The organism is Pseudomonas sp. PARCl1, assembly GCF_947311875.1.
In the GTDB taxonomy this organism is placed as follows: Bacteria; Pseudomonadota; Gammaproteobacteria; order Pseudomonadales; family Pseudomonadaceae; genus Aquipseudomonas; species Aquipseudomonas juntendi.
The window spans coordinates 1-26,072 of the sequence record NZ_CAMZMX010000039.1 but is presented as its reverse complement, the minus strand read 5'-3'; the positions used below and the strand labels follow the sequence as shown (position 1 = coordinate 26,072).

Below are 26,072 nucleotides of genomic sequence, written 5' to 3'. Positions count from 1 at the left end.
CCGCGCGTCATTTTGTGAATGGGTTCACTATAAGCAAGCGTTTCTATATGGCCGCAAACGCTGTTGCATTCGTACGACATTGGCGAAAAACGGGGGATACATGAGCGAACCGGGTCAGAAGCTACGCTTGGGCGCGCTGATCGCGTTGGTGGTCGGCTCGATGATTGGCGGCGGGATATTCTCGTTGCCGCAGAACATGGCGGCGCGTGCCGATGTAGGGGCGGTGCTGATCGGCTGGACCATCACTGCGGTGGGCATGCTGGCCCTGGCCTCCGTGTTCCAGACCCTGGCCAACCGCAAGCCGGAACTGGACTCGGGAGTATATGCCTACGCCAAAGCCGGTTTTGGCGACTACATGGGCTTCTCATCGGCCTGGGGCTACTGGATCAGCGCCTGGCTGGGCAACGTCGGTTACTTCGTATTGCTGTTCAGCACCCTGGGTTTCTACTTCCCTGTATTTGGCGAGGGCAATACGCCTGTCGCCATCGGTTGTGCCTCAGTCCTGCTGTGGGCGGTGCACTTTCTGGTCTTGCGCGGCATCAAGGAGGCGGCGTTCATCAACCAGGTGACCACCGTGGCCAAAGTGGTGCCCATCCTGATTTTCGTGGTGATTGCCGCATTCGCCTTCCGCGCCGATATCTTCACCCGGGATATCTGGGGGTTGAGCAACCCTCAGTTCGGAGGTGTGCTGGAGCAGGTGCGCAACATGATGCTGGTGACCGTATTCGTGTTCATCGGCATCGAGGGCGCCAGCGTCTACTCCGGGCGGGCCCAGCGCCGCTCCGATGTGGGCAAGGCCACGGTCATCGGCTTTCTCGGTGTGCTGGCGCTACTGGTGCTGGTCAACGTGCTGTCCCTCGGGGTGATGACCCAGCCGGAGCTTGCCGGTTTGCAGAACCCTTCGCTGGCGTCGGTGCTGGAGCATATCGTCGGCCCTTGGGGCGCATTGCTGATCAGTATCGGCCTGGCGGTTTCGCTGCTGGGGGCGTTGCTTTCCTGGGCATTGTTGTGTGCCGAGATTCTTTACGCCACCGCTCGTGACAAGACCATGCCGCGCTTCCTGGCCAAGGAAAACGCCAACCATGTACCGGCCAATGCCCTGTGGCTCACCAACTGCATGATCCAGGGTTTCCTGCTGATCACGTTGTTCTCGGCCGGCACTTACACCAGCCTGATCTACCTGGCGTCGTCGATGATCCTGGTGCCTTACCTGTGGTCGGCGGCCTATGCGCTGCTGCTGGCGGTGCGTGGCGAGAGCTACGCCGCGCAGCCACGGTTGCGGCGCAAAGACGTGCTGGTGGCGCTGGTTGCCTTGCTCTACGCCATCTGGCTGCTGTATGCCGGCGGGCTCAAGTACCTGCTGTTGTCGGCATTGCTGTATGCCCCGGGCGTGATCCTGTTCGCCAGGGCCAAGCATGAGCAGCGGCAAACCCTGTTCACCACGTGGGAAAAGCTGATTTTCGCGGCCGTGCTGGCAGGCGCGGCGCTGGCCGCCTACGCCCTGTATTCAGGGTTGCTGAGCTTGTGATGGGGCTGCGCAGGCGTGCTCCGGGCGTGACCAGATCCACAGGTTGCCCAGGGTCATGCCGGCGATGGCGAGGAATACCGGCCAGTGGTGTTCAAGAAAGGTCAGCATCAGGCCTGCACAGAGCAGCATGCTGAAGGTAGCGCTGACCTTGGCGCGGCGCTGGATCACCTTGCCGTTGCGCCAGTTGTACAGAATCGGCCCAAACAGGCGGTGGTTTTCCAGCCAGGCCGACAACCGTGGCGAACTGCGCGTTGCAGCCCACGCTGCCAGCAGGATGAATTCGGTGGTTGGCAGGCCGGGAATGACGATCGCGACCAGACCCACCCCCAGGCTCACGTAAGCCAGTATTCCATACAGCAGGCGGGCGAGTTTCGAGCGGGCGGGTCGGGTCATGGTCTCACTGCAAAAAACGGTGCGGCCACCAGAAGGGTGGCTGGCTAAGGCGTATCAAACCAGCGCAGCATCTGCAGCATAGGCATGCTTGAGCAGCTCGGTGAAGCGCTCGAATGCCGCTACTGCGCCGCGCTCGGCAGCCGCGTCTTCTTCGGCCGACAGGTCCAGGGCATCCAGGATGCGGGTGAACTGCTTCCAGCCTTCAGCACGGCCACCGGCCGGCTCGCCCAGGTGCCGGGCGCCGAAGCTGTCGGACAGGCCCAGCGCTGCGGCCCGTTTGATCAGAAACGCAGCGCCCAGTTTGGAGCCTTCGGAGACGAAGATCCAGCCCATTGCCTCGCCCAGGCTCGGATTGGCCAAGGCACCCGGCACCGCGGCCGGCACCTGGGTGTCGAGGTCGGCGAGGTCGAGGCGGGCTTGGTCGGCCCGGCAGCGCGCGGCCAGGTCGGGGACGATGGCGATCAGTTGCGGGTCGTTGTACAGGGCCTGCAGCTCGGATTGGAACAGGTACTGGGCGACCACGAAGCGGGCGAAACTTTCGCGGCTGTCGAATGGGGCGTGGGACTTGACCAGGGCATCCAGCTCGGCGTGCGGGGCGTGGGTGATCTGGTTCAGGCGCTGGGAGCGCAAGGCTGGGCGGTCGATCATGGGGCAGTCCTTGGAAAGAGGGCGTCTAGAGACAAGACGAAGCAGCGGGGGCGGAACAGTAAAAAAAACCGGGTATCTACAGACGGGTCATTGCGTTGCCTGTGGGATCGGGCGCCGCGCGGGCGGCGCCTGATCCCACAGGCGCTGCAAACCTGAAACCTTCAGATATCCCACACCACATTGATGCCGAAGTTGCGCCCCGGCATGCTCAAACGGTCGATGTTGGCCGGCTGGGTCACAGCCGCTTCACCCTGGCCGTCATAGCTGCGTACCGAGTCCCACTGCCAGTATTTCTTGTCGGTCAGGTTGTACAGCCCGGCGTTGATGGTGACGTCGTCGGTCACCTTGTAGAAACCGGTCAGGTCCAGCACGCCATAGCCTGGCGTGCGGAACTTCGTGCTCGAACCGTCTGGCGAGTAGAAGGTGCTGTCGTCGACCCGGGTCTTGCGCTTGACCAGCGTCCAGCTCAGCAAGCCACCATAGTTGTGTTGCTCGTAACCCAGGCCGAACACGCCTTTGAGCGGGTTGACCGTGTTCAGCGGTTCGCCGGTGTCATCGTTACGGCCATAGGTATAGGCAATCGAGCCCTGGGTATACAGGCCTTGTGGCGCTCCGAAGTGGTCAAGGTTGAGGCGGCCCTTGACCTCGGCGCCCTTGATGGTGGCGTGCTTGATGTTGTTGGCCTGGAAGGTCTGTTCCAGGTTGGCGCTCTGCACGGCGTCTTCGTCGATGAAGTCGCGGTACTTGTTGTAGAACACCGCCACGTCGAAGTTACCGGCGTCGAAGTTGCCGCGCAGGCCGGTTTCGTAGCCCTTGCTCTTTTCAGGCTCCAGCCCTGGGTTGCCTTCTACCCGGTAGCCTTGGTCTAGGTTGACGAATTTCCCGTACATGGACTTGGCGGTCGGCGTGCGGAAGCCCTCAGCGTACTGGCCGTACCAGGTGTAGTGGTCATCGAAGGCGTAGGTCAGGCCGAACTTGGGCGAGACGCGGTGCCACGTCTTGTCCGAGTCGTCCTGGGAGGTGGGCGCGGTGGCGGTGGACTCCAGGCCACGCAGGAACGCCTCGGTGAACTTGGGCTGCATGCGCGTGTAGTCGTAACGGGCGCCTGGCAGGAAGGTCCAGCGGTTCCAGCGGATTTCATCCTGCACGAACAGGCTGTAGGTGTTCACGGTCGGGTCCGGGAAATCACTGACCAGCACCTGGCCGTCGGCCGGGCGCGGCGCGCCGGCGGCAGCGCAACCCGAGCCTACGGCCAGGCAGGTGCCCGTGCCGCTGCGCGACCCGGTGATTTTCTCGTGCTTGAGGGTGGTGCCGTAGGTCAGCAAGTGGTCGGTGCTGCCGATGCTGAAGGCTTTGTCCAGCTGGGCATCGAATACCCACTGGCGGTCCTTGTAACGTGTGTCGCGGGTGCGCAGTACCTGGCGGCCAGGTGGCGCATAGATTTCATCGGTGTGCTGGTCGGTCTTGGCGACCTGGTAGTTCAGGCTCCACTTCACCTGGTCAGCGAACAGCGTGTCCAGGCCGAATTCATGGTTGATGCCGAAGCGTTCGCGGGTGATGGTGTCGTTGCCGCTGCGCGCCTTGTAGTAGCCCATGCCCCCGAACCCGGGTATGAACGGCCCTCCCGCGGCGCTGAGGATATTCTGGTCGCGGTCATCCTTGTAGCGCTCGTAAGTAACGCCCAGGCGGGCGTCGTCAGCGTAGTTCCAGCCTGCCTTGGCCAGCACGTTGGTGGTGCGCACGTCCATCGGGTTGGCTTCGGTACGGGCCAGGCCGGCGCCGCTGTGATGGCCTTGGGTCTCGGTCTCGTGGCCATTGCGCTGGCTCAGGTGCAGCAGGCCGTCGACATCGCCCTGACGCCCGGCGACGGTGGCCGAGGTCAGCCAGCTTTCGTCCGCCGAGCTGTAACCGCTTTTCAGGCGTGCGCCAACATCCTTGCCTGGCTTGATGATGTCGTCGGGGTCGAGGGTGAAGTAGCTGACCGCGCCGCCGATCGCATTGCTGCCATACAGCACCGAGGCCGGGCCGCGCAGGATTTCCACGCGCTTGACGATTTCCGGGTCGACATAGTTGCGTTGGGTTTGCGCGTAGGGGCCGTAGAAGAAACTGTCGGGGATCGCCACACCGTCGACCTGGGTGAGAATCCGCTCGCCGTCGATACCGCGGATGTTGTAGCCGTTCAGGCCACTGCGCTGGCCGGTGCCGGCCACCGACACACCCGGTTCGTAACGCACCAGGTCCTGGATGTTGTTGACGTTCTGGCGGTCCAGTTGCGCTCGGGTCTGCACGCTGACCGTGCTCGGCACCTGGCTCACGTCCTGGGCACTGCGGGTGGCGCTGACGGTCACTTGCTGCAGCGCGATCACATTGTTCGCGGCCTGGCGTTCGAGTACCACATTGGCATTGCCGATCTTGCGAAAGCTCAGCCCGGTGCCCTGCAACAGGCGCTTGAGCGCGGCATCTGGCGGCAGCGCACCCTGTACACCGGGTGAGGCCACGCCTTCGGCCAACTCGGCGCTGAAGCCAACCTGCCAACCGGTGACCTGGCTGAAGGCGTTGATGGCCGACACCAGCGGTTGCTGGCCGATGCTGAAGCGGTAATCGCCCATGCGCGGGCTGCTGGCGCGGGCCGGTTCGGCAGCCAGCGCCGGCAGGCTGCAGGCGCCGCTGGCGAGCAATGCCAAGGTCAGCAGCGAAAGCTGCCCGGTACGGCGGGGAAGGGAAGACGAGCGGGTAATACCTGTGTACATCGAAAGCGCTCCCAAACGTGCAGACAGTTATAGGTGTCTGTTCTCGTTTGTTAAACAAGAATCAGTTGCATTGGCTATAACGAGACGGATGGGGGCGCAAAACCGCGTAAAAATAAATGCAAAAGCGTTGAACAGGCATGCCGGGCTGCGCGGCGGCGTGGCCGCAGGGGAGGCAAACAGTCAGTTCAGGATGACCAGCGCCGGGTACTCATGCAACTGGGCGGAGGTGATGTGAGCCAGCGCGCGCAGGGTTTCCAGCGGCTGGTCGAGGCGGTAGTTGCCGGTTACGGCAATGTCATCCAGCTGGGTATTGCGGTTGATGATCCAGCCGGGGTAATAGCGCCGGACTTCGGCCAGTACCTGGCTCAGCGGGCAGTTTTCGAACACCAGGCGGCCATCGACCCAGGCCAGGTCCTTGTGCATGTCGGGGCGCTGGCGCTGGCCAATGCCCTGGGGGCCCACACTGATGCTGTCGCCAGCGCTGAGGCGTATGCGCTGGTCACGCGCACCTTGCAGGTCGACATCGCCGCGCTGCACCCGCAGTTGCGCTTCACCGTTGAGGTAGCGCACGGCGAAATCGGTATCGCGTGCTTGCGCGCGCAATGGCCCGGCCTGGACTTCCAGCGGCATCGGCGCGTTCTGCGGCACCTGGAAGTAGGCTTCACCCTGCAGCAGGCGCGCGACCTGGCGGCCGCCGCGGCGGTCACTGGCGAACGCCGAATTGGTATTCAGCAGCACCTTCGCGCCATCGTCCAGTTGCAGGCGCTGGCGTTCGCCGACCACGGTCAGGTGGTCGGCCTGCAGGCGTGTCGGCAGGTTGCCGAAGGTCACCAGCCCAACCAGCAGCACGGCTGCCGTCGCCAACGGCTTCCAGTGGCTGCGCAGGCGCCCGCGCCACGACCGACGCTGCTGCCGGTGCATCTGCGTGGCCACCTGGTGCAGCGGCATACCGTTCCACAGCGCTTCTGCCTCGACATAGGCTTCGGCGTTTTCTGGCGCTGCGCTCAACCAGGCCTGGAAGGCGAGGGTGTCGTCGGCATCGGCGCCTTGCAGGCGTACCAGCCATTCCAGCGCCTCGTCCATGGCACGCGCACGGGCATTGGGCCCGGCAGGTGACGGGTGAGGGGCGGGGCTGTCGGTCACGGGGAATCCTTGCGTGGTTTTTTGCAAATGATCAAGGCTGCGGCGTGGTGTGGCAAGGGCTTTACGTTGAGGGGCTGGCCAGCGGCCGGTTCACTTCAGGCGCTCGGCGACGCCCATGCAGATGGCCATGATCAGCTTCAGTTCCTTTTGTACCGTACTGGCCGAAACATTCAGTTGCTCGGCAATTTCCAGGTAGGTGGCGCCATGCAGGCGGCTGAGAATGAAGATGCGCTGCTGGCGCTCGCTCAGCTGGTTCAGGCTGATGCTCAGGTGCTTGAGCAGTTGTTCGGCGTGCGCGGCATCCTCGCTGCTGCTGGCCGGTGCGGCCACGCTGTGCAGCACCTCGTCGGGCACGTCGTCGACCAGCATGCGGGCCTGCACCCGGCGGGCGCGCAGGTGGTCGAGCGCCAGGTTGCGGGCCGTCTGGAACACGAAAGGTTCGATGTGCTCGACAGGCCGCTCGCCCAGGGCGCGCGACACCCGCAGGTAGGTTTCCTGCAGCAGGTCCTCGGCGGTGCTGGGGTTGCCGACCATGCGCTGCAGGGTGCGCAGCAGGGAAAGGCGCTGGAGGAGGAAGACGGCGTTGAACCGGGACTGACTCACGAGAAGACCTGACCGATCAAAAGCTAATGATAATGCTTATCATCTATGCGGAAGGTCAAGTCTGGGAATGTTAGGAAAAGGTAAAGATTGTGAGCCCGCTGGTGGCTGGGGGAGGATGTTCTGTGTATTCGAGACCGAGCGCCGCCCGCGCGGCGCCGGGTCTCACAGGCGCCAAAAGTGCCCCGTCAGGCTCACCGTGCCCTGCACAACGCCAGGCAGTTATCCAGCATGCGGTTGCTGAAGCCCCACTCGTTGTCATACCAGGCCAGCACCTTGAGCATGCGCCCGTTGGCGCGGGTGTGGTTGGCATCGATGATCGACGACAGCGGGTTGTGGTTGAAATCGCAGGAAACCAATGGCAACGCGTTATAGCCCAAGACCTTGGAATGCTTGCTCGCCTCGAGGAACAACTGGTTGACCTGCTCGGCGGTGGCCTCGCGTTTGAGGTTCACGGTCAGGTCCACCAGCGACACGTTGATCACTGGGACCCGCACGGCCATACCGGTCAGTTTGCCGGCCAGTTCCGGCAATACCAGGCCTACCGCCTCGGCCGCGCCGGTCTTGCTGGGGATCATCGACTGGGTTGCCGAGCGCGCGCGGTACGGGTCGCTGTGGTAAACGTCGGTCAGCACCTGGTCGTTGGTATAGGCGTGGATGGTGGTCATCAGGCCTTGCTCGATGCCGAACTCGCGGTGCAGCACCTGGGCGATCGGTGCCAGGCAGTTGGTGGTGCACGAGGCGTTGGATATGACCTGGTGCGAAGCCCGCAGCACGTCATGGTTGACCCCGTACACCACGGTGGCATCAGCCCCTTTGGCCGGCGCCGAGACAATCACCTTGCCCGCCCCGGCAGCCAGGTGGGCAGCTGCCTTGGCCCGCTCGGTAAACAACCCGGTGCATTCGAACACCACATCGATCGCTTCGGCCTTCCACGGCAGTTCGGCCGGGTTGCGAATGGCACTGACCGCGATACGGTCACCATTGACCGTGAGGCTTTCGTGGTCGGCCTCCACCGTGGCGTCGAAGGTGCCGTGCACGCTGTCGTACTTGAGCAGGTGGGCGTTCATGGCGCTGTCGCCCAGGTCGTTGATGGCGACGACCTGCAGGTCCTGGCGGTAGCCTTGGGTATACAGTGCGCGCAGGACGTTGCGGCCGATGCGGCCGAATCCATTGATGGCGATGCGAAGGGTCATGGCAGTACCTCTGGCAGTCCGAGTGAAACCTGTGGCACAAAGGAGCTTCACTGAAACGGTTTTGTTGTTGGAATTACAAGATTATTCACTATCAGATAGAAAACAAGCCTTTTTAGTGGCAGTATTTTGTTTAAACATACAACGAGTGGTGGGGCAATATGCCTCTACCGATGCAGCGGGCTCCTGGTCTTGAGCCTAGGCGGCAATCGGTTGGAGGGGAAATGCCCGGTAAACCGCCCTTACAATTAGTCTGGAGTCCAGTACATGCATCCGCGCATCCTTGAGGTCACCCAGCGGCTGGTCGAACGCAGCCGAGCCACCCGCGAACGCTACCTGCAGCTGATTCGCGGCGCGGCCAGTGACGGGCCCATGCGCGCCAGCCTGCAGTGCGCCAACTTCGCCCACGGGGTGGCCGGTTGCGGGAGCGACGACAAGCAAACGCTGCGCCTGATGAACGCCGCCAACGTGGCCATCGTCTCGGCCTACAACGACATGCTGTCGGCCCACCAGCCGTACCTGCACTTCCCCGAGCAGATCAAGCAGGCCCTGCGCGAGGTCGGCTCGGTCGGCCAGTTCGCCGGTGGCGTGCCGGCCATGTGCGACGGCGTGACCCAGGGTGAGCCGGGCATGGAACTGGCCATCGCCAGCCGGGAAGTGATTGCCATGTCCACCGCGGTAGCGCTGTCGCACAACATGTTCGACGCCGCGCTGATGCTGGGCATTTGCGACAAGATCGTCCCCGGGCTGATGATGGGCGCGTTGCGCTTTGGCCATTTGCCGACCATTTTCGTGCCGGGCGGGCCGATGGTTTCCGGCATTTCCAACAAGCAGAAGGCCGACGTGCGCCAGCGCTATGCCGAAGGCAAGGCCAGCCGCGAGGAGCTGCTGGAGTCGGAGATGAACTCCTACCACAGCCCGGGTACCTGCACCTTCTACGGCACCGCCAATACCAACCAGCTGGTGATGGAGGTGATGGGCCTGCATCTGCCTGGCGCGTCGTTCGTCAACCCGTACACGCCGCTGCGCGATGCGCTCACCGCCGAGGCCGCGCAACAGGTCACGCGCATGACCAAGGCCAGTGGCAGCTTCATGCCGCTGGGCGAAATCGTCGACGAGAAGGCGCTGGTCAACTCCATCGTTGCCCTGCACGCCACGGGTGGCTCCACCAACCATACCCTGCATATCCCGGCAATTGCCCAGGCTGCCGGCATACAGCTGACCTGGCAGGACATGGCCGACCTCTCCGAGGTCGTGCCCACCCTGTCGCATGTCTACCCCAACGGCAAGGCTGACATCAACCACTTCCAGGCCGCTGGCGGCATGGCCTTCCTGATCCGCGAGCTGCTCGATGCCGGCCTGTTGCACGAAGACGTCAACACCGTCGCCGGCCACGGCCTGCGCCGTTACACCCAGGAGCCGTTCCTCGATGATGGCAAGCTGGTATGGCGCGAAGGCCCGCTGCAAAGCCTGGACGAAAGCATCCTGCGCCCGGTCGCGCGGCCGTTCTCGGCCGAAGGCGGCCTGCGGGTGATGGAGGGCAACCTGGGGCGTGGCGTGATGAAGGTTTCGGCTGTAGCTGCCGAGCACCAAGTGGTCGAGGCCCCGGCGCGGGTGTTCCACGATCAGCAGTCGCTGGCCGATGCGTTCAAGGCCGGTGAGCTGGAGTGTGATTTCGTGGCCGTGGTGCGCTTCCAGGGCCCCCGTTGCAATGGCATGCCCGAGCTGCACAAGCTCACGCCGTTCCTGGGCGTGCTGCAAGACCGCGGCTTCAAGGTGGCGCTGGTTACCGACGGGCGCATGTCCGGCGCCTCGGGCAAGATCCCGGCGGCGATCCACGTGTGCCCCGAAGCCTATGACGGTGGCCCGCTGGCACGGGTGCGCGATGGTGATATGGTGCGCGTTGATGGTGTCGAAGGCACGCTGCGGGTACTGGTATCGGCCGAAGAACTGGCCAGCCGCGACCTGCCGCCGGCGCCCCAGGGCAATGACCTGGGGTGCGGGCGCGAGCTGTTCGGCTTCATGCGCATGGCGTTCAGCCCGGCAGAGCAGGGCGCCAGTGCCTTCACCTCTGCCCTGGAGAACCTTAAATGAAGGACCTGCTGGTTGGCGATATCGGCGGCACCAACGCCCGTTTTGCGTTGTGGCGTGACAACCAGTTGCACGAGGTAAAAGTCTTCGCTACCGCGGACTACACCAGCCCGGAGCAGGCTATCGAGGCCTATCTGCATGGCCAGGGCATCGCCCGCGGCGGCCTGGCCGCGGTGTGCCTGGCGGTGGCAGGGCCGGTCGAGGGCGACGAGTTTCGCTTCACCAACAACCACTGGCGCCTGAGCCGCCTGGCGTTCTGCAAGACCTTGCAGGTCGAGCGGCTGGTGTTGATCAATGATTTCACCGCCATGGCGTTGGGCATGACCCGCCTGCAGGAAGGCGAAGTGCGCCAGGTGTGCCCCGGCCAGGCAGACCCCACGCGCCCGGCACTGGTGATCGGCCCGGGCACCGGCCTTGGCGTGGGTTCGCTGCTGCGCCTTGGCGGGCAGCACTGGCAGGCCTTGCCGGGCGAAGGCGGGCATGTCGACCTGCCGGTGGGCAACGCCCGCGAAGCGGCGATCCACCAGCAGATCCACCAGCAAATCGGCCATGTCAGTGCCGAGACGGTACTCAGCGGGGGTGGCCTGGTACGGCTTTACCAGGCCCTGTGTGCGCTGGACGGCGACACCCCACGGCACACGTCCCCGGCGCAGATCACCGATGCAGCACTGGGCGGCGAGCCACGGGCACTGGCGGTGATCGAGCAGTTCTGCCGGTTCCTGGGGCGCGTGGCCGGGAACAATGTGCTTACCCTGGGCGCGCGCGGTGGGGTCTATATCGTTGGCGGGGTCATCCCGCGGTTTGCCGAGTTGTTCCTGCGCAGCGGGTTCGCCGCCAGCTTTGCCGACAAAGGCTGCATGAGCGGCTACTTTGCGGGTGTGCCGGTGTGGCTGGTGACGGCGGAGTTTTCCGGGTTGCTGGGGGCGGGTGTGGCGTTGCAGCAAGCGCTGGACCATTGACTGGGGCCGCTTTGCGGCCCATCGCGGGCAAGCCCGCGAAGGGCTGCAAAGCAGCCCCAATAAAAACAGGCAGCAAAGACCTGTAACCAAGAAGAGGAAGGACCACCTTGAGCACTGCCGGCAAATCGATCCTGATGGTCGACGACGACCAGGAAATCCGTGAACTGCTGCAAACCTATTTGAGCCGCTCCGGCTTCCAGGTGCATGCCGAAGCCGACGGCGCGGGCTTTCGCCGCGCGCTGGACAGCAGCCCCTGCGACCTGGTCATTCTCGATGTCATGTTGCCCGATGAAGATGGTTTCAGCCTGTGCCGCTGGGTTCGGCAGCATCCGCGCCGGGCGCGTGTGCCAATCATCATGCTCACTGCCAGTTCCGATGAAGCCGACCGGGTCATCGGCCTAGAGCTGGGTGCCGACGACTACCTGGGCAAACCGTTCAGCCCGCGCGAGCTGCAGGCGCGGGTAAAGGCCCTGCTGCGCCGCGCCGAGTTTGGCCAGGCGGCGCCGGGGAGCGCGGTGCTGGCCTTCGATGACTGGCGCCTGGACACGGTCAGCCACCGGCTGTTCCACCGCGATGGTGAGGAGGTGATTCTCTCCGGTGCCGACTTCGCACTGCTCAAGCTGTTCCTCGACCACCCACAGCAAATCCTCGACCGCGACACCATCGGCAACGCCACCCGCGGCCGCGAGCCGATGCCGCTGGACCGTATCGTCGACATGGCGGTCAGTCGCCTGCGCCAGCGCCTGCGCGACACCGATAAACCTCCCCGGCTGATCCGCACCGTGCGCGGCAGCGGTTACCTGTTGGCGGCGCATGTCTGCTGTGCGCCCTGAGCGGCGCTGGCGCTTGCTGCCCCGCTCACTGCTGGGGCGCATGCTGCTGCTGACCCTGCTGGTGGTGCTGCTGGCCCAGGGGTTGTCGAGCATCATCTGGGTTTCCCAACTGCGCGCCAGCCAGTTGCAGGGGTTGCGGGCCAGTGCCAGCAGCCTGGCCCATTCGATGAGCGCCAGCGTCAGTTACTTCCGGTCGTTGCCAGTGGCCTACCGGCCGCTGGTGCTCGACCAGTTGCGCAGCATGGGCGGCACGCGGTTTTTCGTATCGCTCAACGCCACCCCGCTGGACATGCAGGCGTTGCCCGTCACGGCGCGCAAGCAGGCGGTGATCGATGTATTCCAGCAGGTGTTGCACGAGCGCCTGGGGTCGCAGATGGAAATTTCCGTCGAGTTCGTCGGGCCTGACGAGCTGCGCATCTTCAACAGCGGCCTCAAGCTCGACGAGCTGCCGCGCTCGTGGGCGCATTACTCGCTGACGCTCGAGCCCCTCAAGCCACCGGTGCTGGTCACGCAGATCCGCCTGGGGGAGGGGGAGTGGCTGTACATCGCCTCGTTGCTGCCCGAGCCATATACCGGCCTGGAAGCCGAACGCCTGCCACGCCAGCAGGTGGGGTTCATGGTGCTGACCACGGCCTTGCTGTTGCTGTTCATCGGCTTGCTGGTGCACTGGCAAAGCTGGCCACTCAAACGCCTGGCCCGGGCCGCGCGGGAAATGTCGCTGGGCGCTGATGTGGCGCCGCTGGCGGAAGGTGGCGGCAGCGAAGTGGTCGAGGTGAGCCGGGCATTCAACAGCATGCGCGAACGTATCAGCCGTTACCTGACCGAACGCAGCCAGTTGTTCAGCGCCATATCCCACGACCTGCGCACACCAATAACCCGCCTGCGCCTGCGTGTCGAGCTGTTGGAAGACGAGCGCCTGCAAGCCAAGTTCAGCCAGGACCTGGACGAGCTGGAGCTGCTGGTCAAAGGCGCCCTGCAATGTGTGAAGGACACCGACATCCACGAGAACATCGAGCCCGTCGACCTCAATCAGGTGCTGGATATCCTGGCCGAGCCTTACCTGGCCGATGGCCGCGTCACTGTGTACGGCAAGGCGCTTGCACCGTACCCCGGCAAACCTCTGGCCCTGCGACGCTGCATCGGCAACCTGATCGACAACGCCATCAAGTACGGCGAACGGGCGCAACTGCGTATCATCGACAGCGCCGAGGGCTTTGTGCTGCAGGTGGATGACCAAGGGCCGGGGGTACCCCAGCAGCAGCTGGAGCAGGTGTTCGAGCCACACTTCCGCCTGGCCGCCCAGCAACAGGGTTACGGGCTGGGGTTGGGGATTGCACGCAATATTGCCCATAGCCATGGCGGCGAGGTGAGTTTGCTGAACCTGCGCGACGGCGGGCTGCGGGTAACCTTGTTCCTGCCGCGAGGCATGGACTGATTTTCCGTGTTGCCTGCAAGGGCCGCAGGGTTTCAAGGTTTGCCCTCAGGTCACTCAATTGTCACTGCCCAGTGACAATCCCAACCTCCTTCGTGACATCTGCCTCGACCCCGCTGGCTAGAATTCGCACACGACTGGCAAGGATAAAGCTGGCTCATGAATACCCACCTACTGCCCTCCACCAGCTGGCTGAAAGCCCCGGCTCATACGGCCTGGCGCCTGGCCGAGGCCCAGCGGCTGCTGGCCTTTGCCAAAGCCGCGAAACGCCCGGACGGCTTCGGCAACCTGGATGCCAAAGGCCAACTCGCCGCTGGTGCCCGCGCCGAAACCATGAACACGGCGCGCATGACCCACTGTTTTGCCCTGGCTCACCTGCAAGGCATTCCAGGCTGCCTGGCCTACGCCGAGCACGGCGTGGCCGCCCTGCGCGGCGCCATGCAAGATGCCAGCTGTGGGGGCTGGTTCGCTCACCCCGATGGCCAGCAGGACAGCGGCAAGGCCGCCTACCTGCATGCCTTCGTCGCCCTGGCCGCCAGCTCTGCCGTGGTGGCGGGCGCCGCCAGTGCCAGGGGCCTGCTGGCAGACGCCACCGAGGTGATCGAGCGGCATTTCTGGAGCGAAGCCGAAGGTGCCCTGCAAGAGGCTTACTCCCGTGCCTGGCAATTGCCCGAGCCGTACCGTGGCGCCAACAGCAACATGCATGCGACCGAGGCGTTCCTGGCCCTGGCTGATGTCACCGGCAACACGCTGTGGCTGCAACGCGCGTTGCGTATCGCCGAACGCATCATCCATACCCATGCCGCCGGTAGCGGTTACCGGGTGATCGAACACTTCGACGTACACTGGCAGCCCGTGGCGGACTACAACCACGACCACCCCGCCGATCATTTCCGGCCCTTTGGCACCACGCCTGGGCACGCCCTGGAATGGGCGCGTTTGCTACTGCACCTGGAGGCCAGCCTGCAACGTGCCGGGCTGCCGGCACCGCAGTGGCTGGCAGAAAGTGCCAGCGGGCTGTTCGAGGCCGCCTGCCAGCACGCCTGGAACGTCGATGGCGCAGAGGGTTTCGTCTACACCCTGGACTGGGCCAACCGCCCGGTGGTGAATGCGCGCCTGCACTGGGTGCACGCCGAAGCGTGCGCCGCCGCTGCGGCCTTGTTGCAGCGTACCGGCGAGGCCCGTTACGAGCAGTGGTACCGCACCCTCTGGGGGTTTATCGCCAACCACTTCATCGACCCTGTGGCGGGCAGTTGGCACCACGAACTCGATAGCAACAACCGGCCGGCCGGGACCATCTGGCCGGGCAAGCCCGACCTCTATCACGCCTACCAGGCGCTGCTGCTGCCAGGCTTGCCGCTGGCGCCCAGCCTGGCAAGCAACCTGGGCAGCAATGTAACCAAATGATGACATTCACGCATCGCTTCGTTACCTGGCGGGGCGGGCACGCTGTTTAGACTCCATGCAACGCAAGCGTTTGACTTGCACGCATAACAACAAGAAAGGTGCTTCGATGAATTCCAAACTCTGTCTCGCCGCTGCTATCTCGCTCGCCTCCATACTGCCGCTGGGCGCCAGCGCCGCCGAAAGCAAAGGCAGTGTAGAGGTGGTGCACTGGTGGACCTCTGGCGGTGAAAAAGCAGCGGTCGATGTGCTCAAGGCGCAAGTCGAGAAAGACGGCTTCACCTGGAAGGACGGCGCCGTTGCCGGCGGCGGCGGGGCCACCGCCATGACCGTACTCAAGAGCCGCGCAGTCGCCGGCAACCCACCCGGTGTGGCGCAGATCAAGGGCCCGGACATCCAGGACTGGGCGGCCACCGGCCTGCTCGATGCCGATGTGCTCAAGGACGTGGCCAAGGAAGAAAAGTGGGACTCGCTGCTCGACAAGAAGGTCGCCGATACCGTGAAGTACGACGGTGACTACGTTGCCGTGCCGGTCAACATCCACCGTATCAACTGGCTGTGGATCAACCCCGAAGTCTTCAAGAAAGCCGGCATCGACAAGGCGCCCAGCACCCTCGACGAATTCTATGCCGCTGCCGACAAGCTCAAGGCCGCAGGCTTCATTGCGCTTGCCCATGGCGGCCAGCCTTGGCAGGACAGCACCGTGTTCGAAAACGTGGTCCTGGCAGTGATGGGCGTCGATGGCTACAAGAAGGCCCTGGTCGACCTCGACAGCGCCACCCTGGCTGGCCCGCAAATGGTCAAGGCACTGACCGAGCTGAAAAAGGTCGCCACCTACATGGACCAGGATGGCAAGGGCCAGGACTGGAACCTGGAAGCGGCCAAGGTCATCAACGGCAAGGCCGGCATGCAGATCATGGGTGACTGGGCCAAGAGCGAATGGACCCTGGCGAAGAAAACCGCCGGCAAGGATTACCAGTGCGTCCCATTCCCCGGCACGGACAAGGCCTTCCTGTACAACATCGACTCGCTGGTGGTGTTCAAGCAGAACAACGCCGGAACATCCGCCGGGCAGCAGGACATCGCGCGCAAGGTGCTGGGCGAGGACTTCCAGAAGGTCTTCAGCATCAACAAAGGGTCGATTCCGGTGCGTAACGACATGCTCGGCAACATGGGCAAGTATGGCTTCGACAGCTGCGCGCAAACCTCCGCCAAGGACTTCCTCGCCGACGCCAAGACGGGCGGCCTGCAGCCAAGCATGGCGCACAACATGGCCACCACGCTGGCCGTGCAGGGCGCGTTCTTCGATGTGGTGACCAACTACATCAACGACCCCAAGGCCGACCCGGCCGATGCGGCGAAGAAGCTGGCGGCGGCCATCAAGGCGGCCCAGTAAAGGCTGACGCGGTCCCGTTGTAGGAGCGGCCTTGCGTCGCGATGGGCTGCGCAGCAGCCCCAAACCTGCGCACTCGATCTTTCAGGTAGGTGTCGAACTTGAGTCCTCAGGGCTGCGCTGCAGCCCATCGCGACGCAAGGCCGCTCCTACCCGGAGTGCAGCGCCTTTGAGGTGAACCATGACCACGACTACCGCCCAATTGCGGGCCTCACCCCTGGACGCGCTGCAGCGCTGGCTACCCAAGCTGGTGCTGGCACCGAGCATGTTCATTGTGCTGGTGGGCTTCTACGGCTACATCCTCTGGACATTCGTGCTGTCCTTCACCACCTCGACCTTCCTGCCCACCTACAAGTGGGCGGGCCTGGCGCAATATGCCCGGCTGTTCGACAACGATCGCTGGTGGGTGGCCAGCAAGAACCTGCTGCTGTTCGGCGGCCTGTTCATCGCCATCAGCCTGGCCATTGGCGTGTTGCTGGCGGTATTGCTGGACCAGCGCATTCGCCGCGAAGGTTTTATCCGGACCATTTACCTGTACCCCATGGCCCTGTCGATGATCGTTACCGGCACCGCCTGGAAGTGGCTGCTCAACCCTGGCATGGGCCTGGACAAGCTGCTGCGCGACTGGGGCTGGGAGGGCTTCCGGCTGGACTGGCTGATCGACCCGGACCGGGTGGTGTACTGCCTGGTGATCGCCGCCGTGTGGCAGGCATCGGGCTTCATCATGGCCATGTTCCTGGCCGGGCTGCGCGGGGTTGACCAGTCCATCATCCGCGCCGCGCAGATCGACGGCGCCAGCCTGCCACGCATTTACTGGACAGTGGTGCTGCCCAGCCTGCGCCCGGTGTTTTTCAGTGCGCTGATGATTCTTTCGCACATTGCCATCAAGAGCTTCGACCTGGTGGCGGCGATGACCGCCGGTGGCCCGGGTTACTCATCCGACCTGCCGGCCATGTTCATGTACTCGTTCACCTTCAGCCGCGGCCAGATGGGCATGGGGTCGGCCAGCGCCATCCTCATGCTGGGCGCGATTCTGGCGATCCTCGTGCCTTACCTGTACTCGGAGCTGCGGAGCAAACGCCATGCATAGCGCATCGAATAGCCCTGCCGAAAAACCGGCACTGAGCCTTGGCCGTATCGCCATCCATGGCGTGTTGCTGATCGCTGTGCTGCTGTACCTGGTGCCGCTGGTGGTGATGCTGCTGACCAGCTTCAAAACCCCGGAAGACATCAGCACCGGCAACCTGCTGAGCTGGCCCGCGGTGATCACTGGCATTGGCTGGGTCAAGGCCTGGGGTACCGTCAGCGGTTACTTCTGGAACTCGATCATGATCACCGTGCCGGCGGTGCTGATCTCCACTGCCATCGGCGCGTTGAACGGCTATGTGCTCTCGATGTGGCGCTTCCGCGGGTCGCAGCTGTTCTTCGGGCTGCTGTTGTTCGGCTGCTTCCTGCCATTCCAGACAGTGTTGCTGCCGGCCTCGTTCACCCTCGGCAAGCTCGGCCTGGCCAGCACCACCAGTGGCCTGGTGCTGGTGCACGTGGTCTACGGGCTGGCCTTCACCACCCTGTTCTTCCGCAACTTCTACGTGAGCATCCCGGATGCGCTGGTCAAGGCGGCGCGCCTGGATGGCGCCGGGTTCTTCACCATTTTCCGCCGCATCATCCTGCCGATGTCGACGCCGATCATCATGGTCTGCCTGATCTGGCAGTTCACCCAGATCTGGAACGATTTCCTGTTCGGCGTGGTGTTTTCCAGCGGCGACTCGCAACCGATCACCGTGGCCCTGAACAACCTGGTGAACACCAGCACCGGCGCCAAGGAATACAACGTCGACATGGCGGCGGCGATGATCGCCGGCCTTCCAACCCTGCTGGTCTACGTGGTGGCAGGCAAATATTTCGTGCGCGGGCTGACGGCCGGCGCAGTCAAGGGGTAAGTCATGGCAACGCTCGAACTGCGCAATGTAAACAAGACCTACGGCACCGGCCTGCCCGACACCCTCAAGGACATCCAGCTGTCGATCAGCGACGGTGAGTTCCTGATTTTGGTTGGCCCGTCGGGCTGTGGCAAATCGACCCTGATGAACTGCATCGCCGGCCTGGAGCAGATCACCGGCGGGGCCATTCTCATCGACGGGCAGGACGTCAGTGGCATGAGCCCCAAGGACCGCGACATCGCCATGGTGTTTCAGTCCTATGCGCTGTACCCGACCATGAGCGTGCGCGAAAACATCGAATTTGGCCTGAAAATCCGCAAGCTGCCGCAGGCGGCAATCGATGAAGAGGTGGCGCGGGTGGCCAAGCTGCTGCAGATCGAGCACCTGCTGGCGCGCAAACCGGCGCAGCTGTCGGGCGGCCAGCAGCAGCGTGTGGCCATGGGCCGGGCACTGGCGCGGCGGCCGAAGATCTACCTGTTCGACGAGCCGCTGTCCAACCTGGACGCCAAGCTGCGGGTCGAGATGCGTACCGAAATGAAGCTGATGCACCAGCGCCTGAAGACCACCACCGTGTACGTCACCCATGACCAGATCGAGGCCATGACCCTGGGCGACAAGGTTGCGGTGATGAAAGATGGCATCATCCAGCAGTTCGGTACCCCGCAACAGATCTACAACGACCCGGCCAACCAGTTTGTCGCCAGCTTCATCGGCTCGCCGCCAATGAACTTCATTCCGGCCCGCCTCAAGCAACAGGATGGTCGCCTGCTGGCGCTGCTCGACAGCGGCCAGGCGCGCTGCGAGCTGCCCTTGGGGCTGGCCGCCAATGAACAGGATGGCCGTGAAATCCTGCTGGGCATCCGCCCTGAGCAGATCGCCCTGGGGGCCAGCGAGGGCAACGGCCTGCCGGCCATTCGTGCCGAAGTGCAGGTCACCGAACCCACCGGGCCGGACCTGCTGGTGTTCGTCACCCTCAACCAGACCAAGGTGTGCTGCCGCCTGGCGCCCGATGTGGCCTGCCAGGTTGGCGACAACCTCAACCTGCAACTGGACCCGGCGCGGGTGCTGCTGTTCGACGCCAACAGCGGCGAGCGGCTGCACCTGGCCAGCACTGCCGCAGCCACCAAGGACAACGTGGCTCACTTCAAAGGCCGTTAATTCGTCTACATCATCAATAAGAAAAAGAGGACGCAAAGGGATGGAACAGCGCAAACGTATCAAGACATTGGGGTCGCTGGCATTGCTCGCCGTGGTAGGCAGCGCCAGTGCACAAGCTGCCGAGGCATTTTCCAGCGAATCGAAGTGGATGACCGGCGACTGGGGCGGCACCCGCACCGAGCTGCTGGACAAGGGCTACGATTTCACCCTCGATTACGTGGGCGAAGTGGCCGGTAACCTGCATGGCGGCTACAACGACGACAAAACCGCGCGCTACAGCGACCAGTTCGCCCTTGGCGCGCACTTGGACCTGCAGAAGATCTTTGGCTGGCACGATGCCGAATTCAAGCTGGCGATCACCGAGCGTAGCGGCCGTAACCTGTCCAACGACCGCATCAGCGACCCGCGCGCCGGGCAGTTCAGCTCGGTGCAGGAGGTGTGGGGGCGCGGCCAGACCTGGCGCCTGACCCAGATGTGGGTCAAGCAGAAGTACTTCGACGGCGCACTGGATGTGAAAGTCGGCCGCTACGGCCCGGGTGAGGATTTCAACAGCTTCCCGTGCGACTTCCAGAACCTGGCCTTCTGCGGTTCGCAGGTGGGCAACTGGGTAGGCGGCATCTGGTACAACTGGCCGGTCAGCCAGTGGGCGCTGCGGGTGAAGTACAACATCACCCCGGACTTCTTCGTGCAGGTCGGTGCCTTCGAGCAGAACCCGTCCAACCTGGAAACCGGCAACGGCTTCAAACTCAGTGGCAGCGGCACCAAGGGCGCGATCCTGCCGGTGGAGGCGGTGTGGTCACCCAAGGTCAACGGCCTGCCGGGCGAGTACCGCCTGGGCTACTACTACAGCACCGCCAAGGCCGACGATGTCTACGACGACGTCAACGGCAACCCGCAGGGTATCACCGGCAACGCGTTCAAGTCGCACTCCAGCAAGCATGGCTGGTGGGTGGTGGCGCAGCAGCAGGTCACCGCTCATGCCGGGGATGTGAACCGCGGCCTCAGCCTGTTCGCCAACTTCACCGTGCACGACAAGGCCACCAACGTGGTCGACAACTACCAGCAGGTGGGGTTGGTGTACAAAGGCGCGTTCGACGCCCGGCCCAAGGATGACATCGGCTTTGGCGTGGCACGCATCCATGTGAACGACGACGTGAAGAAGCGTGCCGAGCTGATCAACGCGCAGAACGGCATCGACGATTACGACAACCCAGGCTTCATGCCATTGCAGCGCACCGAGTACAACGCCGAGCTGTACTACGGCTTCCACGTCACCAACTGGCTGACCGTGCGGCCCAACCTGCAGTACATCAAGAGCCCGGGTGGGGTTGACCAGGTGGACAATGCGCTGGTCGCCGGCTTGAAGATTCAGTCGTCATTCTGAGGGCAATTGTTGTAAATTTACGCCAATCCATTTTCGGCGCCCGGCACCCACTGCCCTGCAGTGGGTGTTGGGGATAGGCCGAGACAGCGCTACCTCAAACAAAAAGAGCTCTGACCCATGCCTGAACATCCGCTCCATCGCTTCTTCACCTCGCAGCGGCCGCGGCCGACATTCGAGTGGGAGCGTTACCAGCAGCGCGATGTACTGATCATCGACCACCCCCGATGCCAGGCGGTATTCAGCCGCCAGGGCGCGCAACTGCTGCATTTTCAGCCGGCGGGCGAGCGGCCTTGGCTGTGGTGCGCCGAGCAGTGGCCGCAGGTGGGGGCGATACGCGGTGGTGTGCCGGTGTGCTGGCCGTGGTATGGCCGCCACCCCAGCGAAGACCTGTGGCCGGCGCATGGCTGGGCGCGGTTGCTGGACTGGAAGCTGGTGGACAGTCGCGAGGACGAGGAGGGCGTAAGCCTGAAGTGGCAATTGGACCTGTGCGACTGGCAGGTCGACCTGCATGCCCGGTTGGGCAGCCGCATGGAGCTGAGCCTGAGCACCGAGCACCAGGACAGCCAACCCTGCCAGTTGAGCCATGCCTTGCTGGCCTACTGGCGTATCAGTCACGTTTCCGAGATAGCGCTGTCTGGGCTGGAGGATATCCAGGGTTATGACCGGCTCAACCGTCAGGCCTGCCGCGAGGACGGTGCGCTGAAGCTCAAGGGCGGCTGCCAGAAGGTCTACCCGGGCACGCCGCGGGTACAACTGCAGGACCCGGCCTGGCAGCGCGAGCTGTGCATCGACACGGGCGACAGCGACGACACGGTGGTCTGGCACCCGGGCAATCGCCCGTTGATGGGCGTGACCGGGCGGGAATGCCAGGGCTTTGTCTGCGTCGAGGCGGCCAGTGGCAGCGGCGAGGGCTTGACCCTGGCCCCGGGGCAGCGTGCCCACCTGCGTTTGCAGGCGCACCGGCTCAGTTGAGTTCGTCGTCCTCGATCGGGTAGCGGCTGGCGTTCAGGCTTTCCTTGATCTTGCGCAGGTGCGGCTGGAAATCCACGCCACGGCGCAGGGTCATGCCGGTAGCCAGGACATCGAGCACGGTCAGCTGAATGATGCGCGAGGTCATTGGCATGTAGATGTCCGTGTCTTCGGGCAGCGGGATATGCAGGCTCAGGCTGCAGGCGTTGGCCAGGGGCGAGCCGGCGGCAGTCAGGCCCAGTACCGAGGCACCGTTTTCGCGGGCCAGGCGTGCCACATCGACCAGTTCGCGGGTGCGCCCGGTGTAGGAAATGATCACGAACAGGTCACCAGTGTGGGCCACCGAGGCCAGCATGCGCTGCATCAGCACGTCGGCATGGGCCGATACCGCCAGGTTGAAGCGGAAGAACTTGTGCTGTGCATCGAGGGCCACCGGGGCGGAGGCGCCAAGGCCGAAAAAGTGGATTTGCCGGGCCTGGATCATCATGTCCACGGCACGGCTGACCTGCATCGGGTCCAGTTGCTGGCAGGCACTGTCGAGTGAGGCAATGGCGCTGGCGAAGATTTTCTGGGTATAGGCCGCCGGGTCATCGTCGGCCTCTACTGCGCGGCTGACATAGGCAGCGCCGCTGGCCAGGCTCTGTGCCAGTTGCAGCTTGAGCTCGGGGTAGCCGCTGACGCCGAACGAGCGGCAGAAACGGTTGACGGTCGGCTCGCTGACCTTGGCCGCCTGGGCCAGCGCAGCGATGCTGAAACGGGTGGCTTGTTGCGGGTTGAGCAGGATGACTTCGGCGACTTTGCGTTCGGCCTTGTTCAGCTCGTCGAGGCGTCCCTGGATCTGTTCCAGGAGGTTTCGCACGCGGTCCATGGGTATGTCCTTGGGTCGGGAAGACAGCCGGCTGTGGGAGCAGCAGGCTTTTTGCACGGTCGTCTATCGTACTGTCGGTGCGGTTGGTGTACCACTTATCTGTAACACTTGTGTGTAATGTTGTGGTTTTTACTACATTTCCCCTTGAAAACCGTATGTGAAAGCGGTATTCCTAGACCAACTTTAGGAAAGAACCAACATCATGGCTGCAATCAGTGTCGAACCTTGCACCTTTGCCCTGTTTGGCGCCCTCGGCGACCTGGCGCTGCGCAAGCTGTTTCCTGCGCTGTACCAACTCGACCGCGCCAATCTGCTGCACCCCGACACCCGTCTGCTGGCGCTGGCGCGTGAGGCCGGCAGTGCACAGGCGCACCTGGATCACATCGAAGCGCACCTGCGCCGGCATGTGCCCGAGGCCGATATCGAGCCGGCTGCACTGGGGCGCTTCCTCGCCCGGCTGAGCTACCTGCACCTGGACTTCCTGCAGCCTGAAGGCTATCAGGCGCTGGCCGAGCAGTTGCCCGGCGAGTTGCCGTTGATCGCCTACTTTGCCACCGCCGCGGCTGTATACGGGGCCATTTGCGAGAACCTTGACAAGGCCGGCCTGGTGGCGCGCACCCGGGTAGTGCTGGAAAAACCCATTGGCCATGACCTGGACTCGTCACGCCGGGTCAACGACGCTGTCGCGCGGTTCTTCCCGGAAAGCCGGGTCTACCGTATCGACCACTACCTGGGCAAGGAGACCGTGCAGAACCTCATTGCCCTGCGGTTTGCCAACAGCCTGTTCGAAACCCAGTGGAACCAGAATTCCATCTCCCATGTGGAGATCACCGTTGCCGAAAAGGTCGGTATCGAAGGCCGCTGGGGCTACTTCGACAAGGCCGGGCAACTGCGCGACATGATCCAGAACCACCTGCTGCAGCTGCTGTGCCTGATCGCCATGGACCCGCCCAGCGACTTGTCTGCCGATGCCATCCGCGACGAAAAGGTGAAGGTGTTGAAGGCACTGGCACCGATCACGGGCGACGCCCTGAGCACCCGCGTGGTGCGTGGCCAGTACATTGCCGGCTACAGCGACGGCAAGCCGGTACCGGGCTACCTGGAAGAAGACAATGCCAACGCGCAGAGCGATACCGAAACCTTCGTCGCCCTGCGTGCCGACATTCGCAACTGGCGTTGGTCGGGCGTGCCGTTCTACCTGCGTACCGGCAAGCGCATGCCGCAGAAGCTGTCGCAGATCGTTATCCACTTCAAGGAAACCCCGCACTACATCTTCGCCCCGGAACAGCGTTTGCAGGTGGGCAACAAGCTGATCATCCGCCTGCAGCCGGATGAAGGCATTTCGTTGCGGGTGATGACCAAGGAGCAGGGGCTGGACAAGGGCATGCAACTGCGCAGTGGCCCGCTGCAACTGAATTTTTCCGATACCTGGCGCAGTGCGCGGATTCCGGATGCCTACGAGCGGCTGTTGCTCGAAGTGATGCGCGGCAACCAGAACCTGTTCGTGCGCAAGGATGAAATCGAGTATGCCTGGAAGTGGTGCGACCAGTTGATCGCCGGCTGGCGTAATGCGGGCGATGCGCCCAAGCCTTACGCGGCCGGCTCCTGGGGGCCAATGAGCTCGATTGCACTGATCACACGCGATGGGAGGGCGTGGTATGGGGATATCTGAACTGAAACTGCCAGCGGTCGTGAACGTACACGAGTTGGCAAACGCCGAGGCGCTGGCCGCCACGCAGGCCCACGACGTGGCCGAGCGCCTGCGCGCTGCGGTTGCTGCCAAGGGGCAGGCCTGCGTGGTGTTGTCCGGTGGCCGCAGCCCGGTGCCCTTCCTGGAAAAACTGGCCAGCGAAGCGCTGGACTGGGCCAAGGTCACCGTCAGCCTGGCCGATGAACGCTGGGTGCCGGTAGAGCACGCCGACAGCAATGCGGGCCTGCTGGCCCGTCACCTGTTCCAGGGTGATGCGGCCAAGGCCCGCTTCATTGGCCTGTACCAGCAGGCGGAAAACCTCGACGCCGCCGCACTCATGGCCGACCAGGCGTTGGCCGAGCTGCCGCAGATCGACGTGCTGGTGCTGGGCATGGGGGACGATGGCCATACCGCTTCGCTGTTCCCGGCCAGCCCGAACTTGGAAGCAGGCCTTGACTTGGCTGGCCAACGTCGCTGCCTGCCGTTGCTGGCGCCCAGCGTGCCGCACCAGCGCCTCTCGATGACCCGCGCCTTGCTGGCCAGTGCCGGCTTTACCGCGCTGGCCGTGCAGGGCCAGGGCAAACTCGCCACCCTGCGCGCCGCGCTGGCTGGCAACGACCTTACCGAAATGCCGATTCGCGCTTTTCTTCACGCCCCCCTGGACATCTACTGGTGCCCATGAGCCAAGGATCCACAGTCATGACCACCCTTGAACGCCCACAGTCCAAGCTCTCGATGGCCGACAAAGCCGCGCGGATCGACGCCATTTGCGAAAAGGCGCGCATCCTGCCGGTAATCACCATCGCCCGTGAGGAAGACATCCTGCCGCTGGCTGACGCACTGGCTGCTGGCGGTATCCGTACCCTTGAAGTGACCTTGCGCTCAGCGCTTGGGCTGAAGGCCATCGAGGTACTGCGCAAGCAGCGCCCGGAGCTCTGCGTGGGCGCCGGCACTGTTCTGGACCGCGGTATGTTCGCCGCCGTTGAAGCCGCAGGTGCACAATTTGTCGTCACCCCAGGCATTACCCCGGAGCTCCTCCAGGCCGGGGTGGATAGCGAGATCCCGCTACTGCCAGGCATCAGCACGCCGTCTGAAATCATGCTGGGGTATGCCCTTGGCTACCGTCGCTTCAAGCTGTTCCCTGCGGAAATCAGCGGTGGCGTGGCGGCGATCAAGGCGTTCGGCGGGCCTTTCGGCGATATCCGCTTCTGCCCAACCGGTGGTGTGAACCCGGCCAATGTGCGCAATTACATGGCCTTGCCCAACGTGATGTGTGTAGGGGGCACCTGGATGCTCGACAGCAGCTGGATCAAGAATGGCGATTGGGCGCGGATTGAAGCGTGCAGTGCCGAGGCGATGGCGCTAGTGGACGCCAACTGAATTTGTTGTGTGCTTTACGGCTTATGGGGCGCTTGGTCGGCGCCCCTTTTTTTTGCCTGGCTTTCTGGCAGCGCCGGGCTTATGGATCGAGTTCTCTGCGCGACAGCGCAGCCCTTAGGGCTGTGTGATCTCCCACAGGAATACCGCAGCACTCGAAGCCTGTGCAGTACTATGGTTCCTGGCAAGGGTAGCCGCAGCATCTTCAGCGCCTGTGAGATCGAGCGCCGCCCGCGCGGCGCATCGCGAGCTGCGCTCGCTCCTACGTTTGTTTCGGGCCAGTAACCCCTGTGCCAGATGCGCGCGGCCGCCTTGTTCG

22 protein-coding genes are annotated in these 26,072 nt (G+C 63.7%); 15 read left to right on the top strand and 7 right to left on the bottom strand.

The window, feature by feature from the left end:
• Positions 1-100: 100 nt before the first annotated feature.
• Positions 101-1,528 carry an arginine-ornithine antiporter gene (gene arcD / locus QME24_RS18795; RefSeq protein ID WP_054906274.1) on the top strand — a complete coding sequence of 476 codons (1,428 nt, stop codon included), beginning with the start codon at positions 101-103 and terminating at the stop codon, positions 1,526-1,528.
• Here arcD and QME24_RS18790 read toward each other — a convergent pair.
• From QME24_RS18790 to gap, 6 genes are all read right to left on the bottom strand, one after another.
• A complete protein-coding gene (locus tag QME24_RS18790; protein ID WP_154211641.1) occupies positions 1,508-1,921 on the bottom strand; it encodes a YbaN family protein in 414 nt (137 codons plus the stop codon). The genes arcD and QME24_RS18790 overlap by 21 nt on opposite strands.
• 54 nt (positions 1,922-1,975) lie before the next feature.
• Positions 1,976-2,569: a biliverdin-producing heme oxygenase gene (locus tag QME24_RS18785; protein ID WP_009683391.1), complete on the bottom strand. Its 594-nt coding sequence runs from the start codon at positions 2,567-2,569 to the stop codon at positions 1,976-1,978.
• Positions 2,570-2,730: 161 nt separating this feature from the next.
• Entirely contained in the window at positions 2,731-5,319 is a 2,589-nt protein-coding gene (locus QME24_RS18780; RefSeq protein WP_054881594.1) for a TonB-dependent receptor, read from the bottom strand.
• Between the two features lie 180 nt (positions 5,320-5,499).
• A complete protein-coding gene (locus QME24_RS18775) occupies positions 5,500-6,462 on the bottom strand; it encodes a FecR domain-containing protein (protein WP_054905911.1) in 963 nt (320 codons plus the stop codon).
• A 90-nt stretch (positions 6,463-6,552) separates the two neighbouring features.
• A complete protein-coding gene (locus QME24_RS18770; protein ID WP_054881596.1) occupies positions 6,553-7,065 on the bottom strand; it encodes an RNA polymerase sigma factor in 513 nt (170 codons plus the stop codon).
• A 191-nt stretch (positions 7,066-7,256) separates the two neighbouring features.
• Positions 7,257-8,258: a type I glyceraldehyde-3-phosphate dehydrogenase gene (gene gap / locus QME24_RS18765; protein WP_281690945.1), complete on the bottom strand. Its 1,002-nt coding sequence runs from the start codon at positions 8,256-8,258 to the stop codon at positions 7,257-7,259.
• Positions 8,259-8,522: 264 nt separating this feature from the next.
• Between gap and edd the strand changes: the two genes are divergently transcribed.
• The 11 genes from edd to QME24_RS18710 all read left to right on the top strand — a co-directional run bounded on the left by edd (position 8,523) and on the right by QME24_RS18710 (position 21,821).
• Positions 8,523-10,349: a phosphogluconate dehydratase gene (gene edd, locus QME24_RS18760; RefSeq protein WP_009683397.1), complete on the top strand. Its 1,827-nt coding sequence runs from the start codon at positions 8,523-8,525 to the stop codon at positions 10,347-10,349.
• Positions 10,346-11,305 carry a glucokinase gene (locus QME24_RS18755; RefSeq protein ID WP_029885497.1) on the top strand — a complete coding sequence of 320 codons (960 nt, stop codon included), beginning with the start codon at positions 10,346-10,348 and terminating at the stop codon, positions 11,303-11,305. The genes edd and QME24_RS18755 overlap by 4 nt, the downstream gene beginning before the upstream one ends.
• Positions 11,306-11,412: 107 nt before the next feature.
• Complete coding sequence (gene gltR, locus QME24_RS18750; RefSeq protein ID WP_235768531.1) at positions 11,413-12,138, top strand: two-component system response regulator GltR; 726 nt, start codon at positions 11,413-11,415, stop codon at positions 12,136-12,138.
• Positions 12,119-13,573 carry an ATP-binding protein gene (locus tag QME24_RS18745; protein WP_054881599.1) on the top strand — a complete coding sequence of 485 codons (1,455 nt, stop codon included), beginning with the start codon at positions 12,119-12,121 and terminating at the stop codon, positions 13,571-13,573. The genes gltR and QME24_RS18745 overlap by 20 nt, the downstream gene beginning before the upstream one ends.
• 156 nt (positions 13,574-13,729) lie before the next feature.
• Positions 13,730-14,977 (top strand): AGE family epimerase/isomerase, encoded by a 1,248-nt coding sequence (locus QME24_RS18740; RefSeq protein ID WP_192439710.1) that lies wholly within the window; start codon positions 13,730-13,732, stop codon positions 14,975-14,977.
• A gap of 106 nt (positions 14,978-15,083) precedes the next feature.
• Complete coding sequence (locus QME24_RS18735; protein ID WP_192439711.1) at positions 15,084-16,370, top strand: ABC transporter substrate-binding protein; 1,287 nt, start codon at positions 15,084-15,086, stop codon at positions 16,368-16,370.
• A 178-nt stretch (positions 16,371-16,548) separates the two neighbouring features.
• A complete protein-coding gene (locus QME24_RS18730) occupies positions 16,549-17,457 on the top strand; it encodes a sugar ABC transporter permease (protein WP_009683405.1) in 909 nt (302 codons plus the stop codon).
• Positions 17,450-18,307 (top strand): carbohydrate ABC transporter permease, encoded by an 858-nt coding sequence (locus tag QME24_RS18725; RefSeq protein WP_009683406.1) that lies wholly within the window; start codon positions 17,450-17,452, stop codon positions 18,305-18,307. The genes QME24_RS18730 and QME24_RS18725 overlap by 8 nt, the downstream gene beginning before the upstream one ends.
• Positions 18,308-18,310: 3 nt before the next feature.
• Entirely contained in the window at positions 18,311-19,465 is a 1,155-nt protein-coding gene (gene ugpC, locus QME24_RS18720; RefSeq protein ID WP_029885492.1) for a sn-glycerol-3-phosphate ABC transporter ATP-binding protein UgpC, read from the top strand.
• Between the two features lie 40 nt (positions 19,466-19,505).
• Positions 19,506-20,849 (top strand): carbohydrate porin, encoded by a 1,344-nt coding sequence (locus QME24_RS18715; RefSeq protein WP_009683408.1) that lies wholly within the window; start codon positions 19,506-19,508, stop codon positions 20,847-20,849.
• A gap of 117 nt (positions 20,850-20,966) precedes the next feature.
• Entirely contained in the window at positions 20,967-21,821 is an 855-nt protein-coding gene (locus QME24_RS18710; protein ID WP_054905908.1) for a D-hexose-6-phosphate mutarotase, read from the top strand.
• Here the strand turns inward: QME24_RS18710 and hexR are convergent.
• Positions 21,814-22,677 (bottom strand): DNA-binding transcriptional regulator HexR, encoded by an 864-nt coding sequence (hexR, locus tag QME24_RS18705; RefSeq protein ID WP_172828429.1) that lies wholly within the window; start codon positions 22,675-22,677, stop codon positions 21,814-21,816. The two genes, QME24_RS18710 and hexR, sit on opposite strands and share 8 nt — an antisense overlap.
• 211 nt (positions 22,678-22,888) lie before the next feature.
• On the opposite strand from hexR, the gene zwf reads away from it, so the two are divergent.
• Genes zwf through QME24_RS18690 form a run of 3 tightly spaced genes read left to right on the top strand, consistent with a single transcriptional unit; the run spans position 22,889 to position 25,756 of the window.
• The gene (zwf, locus tag QME24_RS18700; protein ID WP_281690944.1) at positions 22,889-24,358 is read left to right on the top strand and encodes a glucose-6-phosphate dehydrogenase; all 1,470 of its coding nucleotides are present in this window, start codon (positions 22,889-22,891) and stop codon (positions 24,356-24,358) included.
• The gene (gene pgl, locus QME24_RS18695; RefSeq protein WP_054905906.1) at positions 24,345-25,058 is read left to right on the top strand and encodes a 6-phosphogluconolactonase; all 714 of its coding nucleotides are present in this window, start codon (positions 24,345-24,347) and stop codon (positions 25,056-25,058) included. The genes zwf and pgl overlap by 14 nt, the downstream gene beginning before the upstream one ends.
• A gap of 17 nt (positions 25,059-25,075) precedes the next feature.
• Entirely contained in the window at positions 25,076-25,756 is a 681-nt protein-coding gene (locus tag QME24_RS18690; protein ID WP_054890314.1) for a bifunctional 4-hydroxy-2-oxoglutarate aldolase/2-dehydro-3-deoxy-phosphogluconate aldolase, read from the top strand.
• Positions 25,757-26,072 lie beyond the last annotated feature (316 nt).